The following is an 8,367-nucleotide window of genomic DNA, read 5'->3' as shown; positions in this document are numbered from 1 at the left end:
AGACGAGCCGGGTAACCTTGATTTCTTCTTCCCTCGTTAATACCGGGTATCTTCGTACCTCTGCAAGATATTTCTTGAATGAGTCAAGCTGGAGGGGTAATGATTTCTCTTCCGCTGGGATTACCGGTTCAATTTCGTAGGAATTTGTCTCATCGAGCATGGATCGCCTCCAATATGAATTCCGACCTTTGTCAGTCTTAGATATAATCCCTATATCAAGAAACGTGCCGCGGCTTGAGGCAAAGGCGCTCTTGATGATATAGCCTTAAATGGCCGCATCTTACGTGACGAGATGGCAGATAATACGTCAAAGGGACGCACCTCAAAACGTCTTGTTAATATAGATAAATTGCAACCGGGCAAGAAAATTGTCTTCTCTGACAAGACAAATGTGTATTTCTTTTTGTAATACTTTCTTGAAGTATTTATCGAACTATTCGGCTACAGGTGGACAGAGTTTCTTCAGTAACCGAATTCCTTGACACAGGTGCAATCCCACTGTTCACGTTAGACAATTATGGGTGAGTTCGCCTGAAAATGAGCTGTGAGTATGGCATATTCAAGAATGGAGGTTTATTCTATATCCTGTATGAAACTGATATTCATTTCATCAGTGGTTCTTTTTATCAATTTGCCCTTCGGTTATTGGAGGGCTGGTGCAAAGAGGTTTTCTCTGCGGTGGTTTCTTGCCGTTCATGTCCCGGTGCCCCTTATCATTGGCCTACGCATTGTGAGCGGTATCGGCTGGCGAATGGTAACCTTCCCCCTATTGATCGCAGCCTTCTTTGGAGGACAGTTCCTGGGCGGGTTGCTCAAACGAACAACAGTCAAACGATAGTAGAAGCCCGAGATTGTACAACCCACTTGACATCGCTTGGTCTATCCCTATCTTATTCAAAGAGAGAGGGCGACACCCGCTACCCCACATATCGTTGCTGTGAAGGCCGACAGAAAAAGATGGAGGAGAACTTATGATCCCGCAAATTAAGAAGATTCTCTATGCCACTGACCTTACGAAGAATGCATCGTATGCATTTTACTTTGCCGTGGACATGGCGCAAAAACATGATGCAAAGATTATCATTCTCCATTGCATCGAACCCCTTCCTCCTTTAGTGTACGGGCAAGAAGACTTCGGTGCCTTTGAAATGGCGAGAGAGCAAGAGAAACAAGAAGGTGTTGCCAAGATCAAGAAACGTTTGCAACAATTCTGCAAGAACGCAGAGTCCCAAATAGGATCACCCTGCGTCCATCTCGTGTCGGAGGTCATGGTCAGGGAAGGTTACCCCGTGGAAGAAATCCTCGCTACCGCAGATACAAAAGAGTGTGATGTTATCGTCCTCGGTACCCATGGAAAGGGGTGGTTGAAACAGACCTTTCTTGGGAGCACGGCATCCTCAGTGTTGCAAAGGACCCGTAAACCGGTTTTAGTTATCCCGCTTCCATCCGAAAAGAGCGGCATCGAGATGGGTGCGCTCTGAGGCGGTGGTTTGAGGTTGTCACGGAATGGTAAACGAGCGGCTCTCATATTGACATGAACCTGTCGAAGAATTATGTTCCGCACGAGAAAGATAAATGATGAAAACGTTTTTCGTTATCATTGTTGTTGCTGTTTTTCTCGTTTTGGGTTCTTTGCCGACCTCCGTTTACGCCCAACATCACGGTGGATTCCGCGGTGGAGGCCATCTTTATGGGGGCCACTTTGGAGGGCCACGCGGCTTTGGCTTCTTCTACTATGATCCGTATTGGTACTACCCATATTATTATCCATACGGCTATTACTATCCCCCCTTCGAGGATACCCAGCCTCCGGTGTATATCGAACCGGAGCAGCCTTCTTATTGGTATTATTGTCTGAACCCTGAAGGTTATTATCCATATATCACGAACTGTCCGGGCGGGTGGATGAGGGTAGTTCCTACCCCGCCGGCCCCAGGAGGAGAGGTACGCTAAAATGAAATGGAAGCAAACTCTTTTATCGTTCTTTTTCGTGGTCGTCTTAGGCGGCTGTGCCACAATGCCCACGGGCCCTACCGTCATGGTAGTACCGGGCCCCGGAAAGCCCTTTGAGGTATTCATTTCCGATGACGCTGTTTGCAGGCAATGGGCACAGCAGCAGATTGGGGGAGCATCGCCAAGCCAGACAGCCAATCAAAACCTCGCCACCGGGGCGGTGGTCGGAACGGCGGTAGGGGCCGGGTTGGGTGCAGCCATGGGCTCTGTCTCGGGTAACGCCGGTACCGGTGCCGCGATTGGCGCCGGAGCAGGTCTGCTTGGAGGGGCCGCCGTGGGAAGCAATGCGGCCTATATTTCCGAGTCACAGCTTCAGAGGCGGTACAACATAGCCTACGAACAATGCATGTATTCTAAGGGCAACGAGATCCCTGGCGTGATCCGTCGTACGGTGCGAACCTATACACCCCCACCTCCATCCGCGAATAGGGCTTCAGGGACATGGGTGACGGTGCCGGACCAGTATGTAAATGGCACATGGGTGCCCGAACATATGGTACGGGTAAACCCAGGAGCCAGAGGACAGGGTGCACCTATAGGGCCGCCGCCTCCTTCCCAAACAACTCCAGCTCCCTCGCCTCCTTAAAATATGGATTCGGATCGGGAGCACACTTTAGCCTCGTTCGGGTGTCGGTAGCCCGAAGATAATAGTTTAAGAGGAGGGACCAAATAAATGGGAATCAGAGAAATTGTAGGAAAGATAAGAGAAATTGCACTTGTGAAGCTGACGGGTCGGGAGGGTTGCGTTACCGAAGTGGATAATCAGATTGTCCTGTGCGTGAAGAACGAATCCGGACATATCATGACCGGTGTCAAGTTTGATGACGACACGCCCCAGATGCTTCGGTTGGTCGGGGTGGGCATGATCAACAGAATGGTTTTCGATCTGGGTCCGCAAGAAGCATCTGCAATAGTGGCATCTACCATACCCAAAACGAATGTTCATCCAATAAGGCGGCAAGACTCGCCCATGCAGGCACATTGAACAAAAACGTGAGCGGCAGGAGAACTAAACATGAAGAAAAAGACTGAAGCAAAGAAGACAGCAGGGAAAACTACGAAGGCTCCAGTGAAAACAAAGGCAGCTGAAGCGAAGGCTCCGGTAAAAGCGCAAAAGAAAGAAGCCGCGCCAAAGAAACCGGCCCGAACTCGGAGAAAGTCTGAAGTAACGTTTCAATTGAAGGCGCCACAAGCAGAACAGGTATCTGTTGTCGGTTACTTCAACGAATGGGACCCCACGGCCACCTTGCTTGACTGTGACGAGGACGGAAGGTGGGTCTGTACCCTGGCTTTGGATTCCGGAGAGCACGAGTACCGGTTTGTCGTCGATGGAGAGTGGTGGGACGATCCCGAGAACATGTTGCGACGCCCGAATGGGTTTGGCAGCGAGAACTGCATCGTCATCGTTTAGGGTTCAGATATAACGAACAGAATCGATGACCGGTACGAGAAAATACACAGGAGGTGTACTATGGCAACCAAAGAATCAAAGGAATTGGTAAAGAAAGAGGCGGATACGCCGATGGTTGGGCTCCGGGACATGGAGAGATGGTTTGAGGATGTCTTCCGGAGGCCATTCTCTTTATTCGGTCACCCCTTTCCGCGGTTCTCGCAGGCTGAAGAGATCGTTCCTTCCATAGATATCCTGAAGGACAAAGATGACATCGTTGTCAAGGCAGAGCTGCCGGGGGTCAAGAAAGAGGATATCGATGTTACCCTTACTGAAGATACCATCACGATTTCCGGTGAGAAGAAGAATGAACAAGAGGTGAAGAAGAAAGACTACTATCACTATGAAAGTTCCTACGGTTCCTTTTCCCGCACCTTCAACCTGCCAGCGAAAGTACAATCCGACAAGGCAAAAACCAAGATAAAGGATGGCATCCTCGAAATAAGGATACCCAAAACCGAGGAAGCAAAAAAGAAAGAAGTTAAGGTGAAAGTGGAATGACGTATTTGTCGATAACGGCCGCAGTTCTCCGGGAAGGCGATCAGGTGACGCTTATCTTACGAGAACTGCGGGACCAATTTAGGCTGAACGTGTCAAGCCTTCCGAAACGACGTACCCAACGAAGAGTTGTCCTGCCTTTGGCCCTTGACGTTCAGGAATCGAAGCGCTTGACGTATGGGTCTTTCAGTAGTATGTTCAAAAACCTTATCCATTTTCATTCCTCATTCACCACCGGACGCGCAACCGTCCGGTGGCCCCACCTTATCTTCAGAACACCATGTTGCTGCTCATGTCGATAGTCTCGATCGCCCTGGAGAATAAGAGTAGAGAAAAACAGTTCGGTCCTAAAATCGTGCGGATTGGTTGGTTGCCAAGAAAAAACCATATGAATTACGACGCAAGAGAAAAGGAGACATGATAAACTTTAAGAGGGTGGTTCACCATGGCTCGTTATAAGTTCCGGGTAAATGATACAGAATACATTACTGTTGATGCCCCTTATCTTAAGGAAGCCTTAGAACAGGCAGGCATAAAAGAGGACGAGTCATATGAGATCGTTGAGGGGGATATTTCCATGGATAGGAGCATCAAATCGGCTATTACTGACGAGCCGGCTTGAATATAGACAAGCCTGTTGAATATACCGAGGAGGTGACAAGTTTGGACGACGTATCTACGAAGGGATGGGCTGCGTTGTGCAAAATGCTGGGCATGAAACGGTCGATGGCTTTTCGGAAAAGGGAAGAGCTCGAAAGGGCCGGCGCTATTTATTGCACAAGAGAGGGCCGTCCCCCCAAGAAAGTTATGAGGTTCTTCCCGTCGATCGTCAAACGGTGGACCGGCCTAAAAGCGAGCAAGGGGGAGATAGTATAAAGTTCTGCAAATCTGGACTCCTTGATCGGACTCTTTATGGGACTCCTTGAGTGAGACTCAGGGGGCACGTTGGCAAGGCTACAGCCTTGACAATAAAACCAAGGCCGTCACTTCATGGAAAATAAGCTGGCTCAACCAGCCCGTTCAGAATGTCTTCCTCGACGGTATTTTTGACAAGGCTGGGTAGCAGATTTGTTGCAGTGAATCCTGTTGCTTCCTTCCTGAACTAAACAGTTTGAAATACAACGCTTGATCTACGCTTTCAACTGGTATTCAATGATCGGCTCGCTAATCTTTTTTTGAAATCCGTCGACGATTGCGGAAAAACGGAGGAAGAGGCCGAACACAATGTAATTTGGCGCACGCCCTATTCTTGCATGATCGACAGCAGGTAGGTGCTCAGATTGATTTTCTTATGGTTTATCCCCAACTTCTTGCGGATATTATACCGGTGAAATTCTATCGCTTTCGCGGATACACCCATTAGCCCAGCAATCTGTCTCGTTGTTTTGCCCTCGCCTGAAAGGGATGCGACCGCGATTTCCCTGGCCGTGAGGCCAAGCGTTTGCATTTTCCCGACAATTGGTGAAGTTATCCCCCTTAGATTGGACTCGAGAATTTCCATTATATTTCTCTGCCCAACGGACAGCTTGCTCTTCTTTAGCCTCTCCACATAGGGAAGGATGAGGTTTTTTACATTTGATGCGATATTCTCCTTAAACTTACTGTCGGTCCCCTCTCTTTGTTTCGGGAGTGCTCCTGATGCCTCGGACACTGTGTCCGCGAGAACAGAGAAACCATGGAGTACGGCGTGCAGTTTTGTTTTGGCCACGACAGGAACCTTGGACACCTGGTCAAGATAGCGGCTCTCATCGAATCCGAACCTTAGAGCTTGTTGCTTGAAGAGCGACGTATCGGGCGACTTGAAAAGGACGGGCCCGGCAACGAAGTTACCCGCGTACTCGCTGGAGAGTGTTATAGGCATCGATCCATTCATCAGCCCGCTGCCACATTTGTCCACTGTATACGTTCGGCTCGCCAGAACCTTGGCTGCGATGCCCGGATCGCCCCCTGCGCAGAACTGTCTTTCTCCTGGATTTAGCCTGCAGAATTGGTTGCAGATACGCAGCCGGCCAGCCCTCGCGAAAATCGTGCCGTTGGGATCGACGATAGAGAGCGGAATACCGGTTGCCTTGTTTAAAAGTTCTGCAATCATCGGGAGCTTGGCAAAGTCGGCAAAATGGAGGAGCTTGCGTACCATAGCTACAGTCCTTCTCCTTCTTTTTTATTAGTTTATTGCAACTAGAGGGTGTTTTCATTCTAGAAATATACTAGCTTAATACTAGTACTTGGCTAGTATTACTATAGCGAGAGCAGGTGGGATCGTAGATTGGCCTTCTTCTGATCTAATCCAAGCTTTTTTCTGATATTGTAGCGGTGGAACTCCACCGATCTCACGGATGTACCAAGCAATTCGGCGATTTGTTTTGTGGTCTTGCCGGTTTTTAGATAAGAGACGACCTCAATCTCCCTGGGAGTGAGATCAAAGGTATGCATTTTGCGAACTATGGGTGAAGTTATCACCGCCAGATTGCCTTCGATGATTTCGATAGTGCTTAACTGTGCTGTATCCAGTCGGCCCTTCTTTAATCTTTCGAGGTGCGGGAGAACGAGTTCCTTTACGTTGGAAAGAATGTTTTCTTCAAGCTCGCCCTTATCTCCCTCTCTCTGCTTCAGAAGGACCCGGAGGGCTGTGTTTACCTCCTCGAGATTGCGCGACTTGATATCCAGACCATCCTCCGCCGATTTTCGTGCAGAAATATCCGTTACCACTATGCAGCTATTGTGTGGGTCGCGAAGCTCGCAGCCGCCCGCAAGATGGATATAGAGTTCCCTGCCGGACGCGGTCTTTAGAGGCAGTTCTTGCAAAGATTTCACCGTATGGCTTCGCTCGATGAATCCGGTGAAGATGCTCCGGTATCCAGCCGGCACAAGATCCAGGAAAGAGGAACCGATGAGCTGCTCCATAGGAATACCGACCATATTGGAAAAGAAACTGTTACAGTACAAAATTATATAGCTTTCGTTCAAGGTTAGGGCGCCTGCGGCCATTGTTTCAACGATGCTTCGGTAGGGAAGATCGGGGCTTTCCAAGGTATACACGTGAGGCCTGCCCCCATCGTCAACAACCACTGCGTCGACACGGCCATTTCTTATGGCCTTAAGCGTCTGTTTCGCCTCCTCGAGCTGTGCCCGTAGCTCGCTAATTTGCTCTAGGAGATGCTTTTGGCTCTCTTTTGTGGCGACGGGAATCTTTTTTTTCATTCTCGGCTGTTCTCCTTCTCCATCTGTTGTGACCTAAAATTATGGCGGCAACGTTTTCATGGAATCGCTCTGCCTAATCTTCTGGACATCTGGCATTTGAAGCCAGCTCGCCACTATCGCAGTAATTTATAATATTATACACGCAGAGATCAAAGGCAACCAACATGGTTGCCGAGAGCGAGCAAAAATTTGGCTGTCCAGAAGACATCGGTACCGATCAAGTGCCCGTTTATCTCGCAAGTGATTTCCATTGACGGCCTTCAAAAGACTATTGTATTATTAAAAAAATACTAGGATGATCTGGTGGATCGGTTTGAACAGGATCATAACAGATGAATAAGAAGCCGCGGAGCAAGGTTGGACGCGCTCGGGAAACTTCCGAACAGGCAGCGAAGAAACCGGTGCAGGCGAAATATGTGCTTCGTCTCTATATCGCGGGTGTATCGTTGAGATCGAGCCATGCACTCGAAAATATCAAAAAAATATGCGAGGAACACCTTAAGGGCCGCTATGAGCTTGAGGTTGTCGATATCTATCAGCACCCTGATCTGGTAAAAGGAGAACAGGTAGTGGCAGTTCCCACTCTCATTAAAGAACTTCCCCCCCCGTTAAGAAAATTTATTGGTGATCTGACCGACACCGAAAAACTTTTGGTGGGACTCGAGTTAGAAACTAAACCAACTAAATCAAGCAGGAGGCCCTAATCCATGTCACCCAAAACATCAGCACAAGCTCGCTTCGACCTAAAGAAATGCCCCACGGGGATTCAGGGCTTGGACGAGATTACCTTAGGCGGTATCCCGAAGGGGCGTCCGACTCTTATCACGGGGGCCGCAGGCTCAGGCAAGACACTCATCGCCCTTGAGTTTCTTGTCAAGGGCGCAACCGTTTATAACGAACCTGGCGTCTTCATGGCCTTCGAAGAGACCTCAGAGGAACTTGCGACGAATGTCTCTTCTTTGGGTTTTGACCTCAACGGCCTCGCGAAGCAGAAGAAACTCGCCATCGATTACGTCTACATAGAACGCTCAGAGATCGAAGAAACCGGAGAATACGACCTGCAGGGCCTCTTCGTCCGGCTCGAAAGTGCCATCGATTCCGTGAAGGCAAAACGCGTGGTCCTCGATACCCTCGAGGTCCTCTTCGCCTCCCTTCCCAACGAGGGCATTTTACGGGCGGAGTTGCGCCGCCTTTTCAGATGGCTT

General features: G+C 49.2%; 13 protein-coding genes. 11 read left to right on the top strand and 2 right to left on the bottom strand.

The annotated features are described in order from the left end of the window. Nucleotides 1-550 precede the first annotated feature (550 nt). The 9 genes from VMT62_00110 to VMT62_00070 all read left to right on the top strand — a co-directional run bounded on the left by VMT62_00110 (nucleotide 551) and on the right by VMT62_00070 (nucleotide 4,837). On the top strand, nucleotides 551-838 hold the full coding sequence (locus VMT62_00110; protein ID HVN94809.1) for a hypothetical protein: 288 nt from the start codon (nucleotides 551-553) through the stop codon (nucleotides 836-838). Nucleotides 839-971: 133 nt separating this feature from the next. Further along, complete coding sequence (locus VMT62_00105; protein HVN94808.1) at nucleotides 972-1,481, top strand: universal stress protein; 510 nt, start codon at nucleotides 972-974, stop codon at nucleotides 1,479-1,481. Between the two features lie 94 nt (nucleotides 1,482-1,575). Continuing rightward, nucleotides 1,576-1,953: a hypothetical protein gene (locus tag VMT62_00100; protein ID HVN94807.1), complete on the top strand. Its 378-nt coding sequence runs from the start codon at nucleotides 1,576-1,578 to the stop codon at nucleotides 1,951-1,953. Between the two features lies 1 nt (nucleotide 1,954). Then, nucleotides 1,955-2,599, top strand: a complete 645-nt coding sequence (locus VMT62_00095; protein HVN94806.1) for a YMGG-like glycine zipper-containing protein — start codon at nucleotides 1,955-1,957, stop codon at nucleotides 2,597-2,599. Nucleotides 2,600-2,686: 87 nt separating this feature from the next. Continuing rightward, nucleotides 2,687-2,998, top strand: coding sequence for a hypothetical protein (locus VMT62_00090; GenBank protein HVN94805.1), 312 nt, complete (start codon nucleotides 2,687-2,689; stop codon nucleotides 2,996-2,998). 30 nt (nucleotides 2,999-3,028) lie between these two features. Beyond that, nucleotides 3,029-3,424: an isoamylase early set domain-containing protein gene (locus VMT62_00085; GenBank protein ID HVN94804.1), complete on the top strand. Its 396-nt coding sequence runs from the start codon at nucleotides 3,029-3,031 to the stop codon at nucleotides 3,422-3,424. Between the two features lie 60 nt (nucleotides 3,425-3,484). Beyond that, nucleotides 3,485-3,964, top strand: coding sequence for an Hsp20/alpha crystallin family protein (locus tag VMT62_00080; GenBank protein HVN94803.1), 480 nt, complete (start codon nucleotides 3,485-3,487; stop codon nucleotides 3,962-3,964). Between the two features lie 442 nt (nucleotides 3,965-4,406). Next, entirely contained in the window at nucleotides 4,407-4,583 is a 177-nt protein-coding gene (locus VMT62_00075) for a hypothetical protein (protein ID HVN94802.1), read from the top strand. 41 nt (nucleotides 4,584-4,624) lie between these two features. Beyond that, entirely contained in the window at nucleotides 4,625-4,837 is a 213-nt protein-coding gene (locus VMT62_00070) for a hypothetical protein (GenBank protein HVN94801.1), read from the top strand. A gap of 367 nt (nucleotides 4,838-5,204) precedes the next feature. On the opposite strand, the gene VMT62_00065 is transcribed toward VMT62_00070, so the two are convergent. After that, nucleotides 5,205-6,098: a PocR ligand-binding domain-containing protein gene (locus VMT62_00065; GenBank protein HVN94800.1), complete on the bottom strand. Its 894-nt coding sequence runs from the start codon at nucleotides 6,096-6,098 to the stop codon at nucleotides 5,205-5,207. A 101-nt stretch (nucleotides 6,099-6,199) separates the two neighbouring features. After that, nucleotides 6,200-7,162, bottom strand: coding sequence for a LuxR C-terminal-related transcriptional regulator (locus VMT62_00060; protein HVN94799.1), 963 nt, complete (start codon nucleotides 7,160-7,162; stop codon nucleotides 6,200-6,202). Between the two features lie 332 nt (nucleotides 7,163-7,494). Here VMT62_00060 and VMT62_00055 point away from each other — a divergent pair, with 332 nt between their 5' ends. Continuing rightward, nucleotides 7,495-7,866: a circadian clock KaiB family protein gene (locus tag VMT62_00055; GenBank protein HVN94798.1), complete on the top strand. Its 372-nt coding sequence runs from the start codon at nucleotides 7,495-7,497 to the stop codon at nucleotides 7,864-7,866. Nucleotides 7,867-7,869: 3 nt separating this feature from the next. Then, nucleotides 7,870-8,367, top strand: a 498-nt coding sequence (locus VMT62_00050) for an ATPase domain-containing protein (GenBank protein ID HVN94797.1), incomplete at its 3' end; no start/stop codon positions are given.

The sequence above is a fragment of the Syntrophorhabdaceae bacterium genome (assembly GCA_035541755.1).
Lineage (GTDB): Bacteria > Desulfobacterota > Syntrophorhabdia > Syntrophorhabdales > Syntrophorhabdaceae > PNOF01.
Note: the sequence above shows the minus strand (reverse complement) of the source record. Positions and strands in the feature narration are given on the sequence as shown.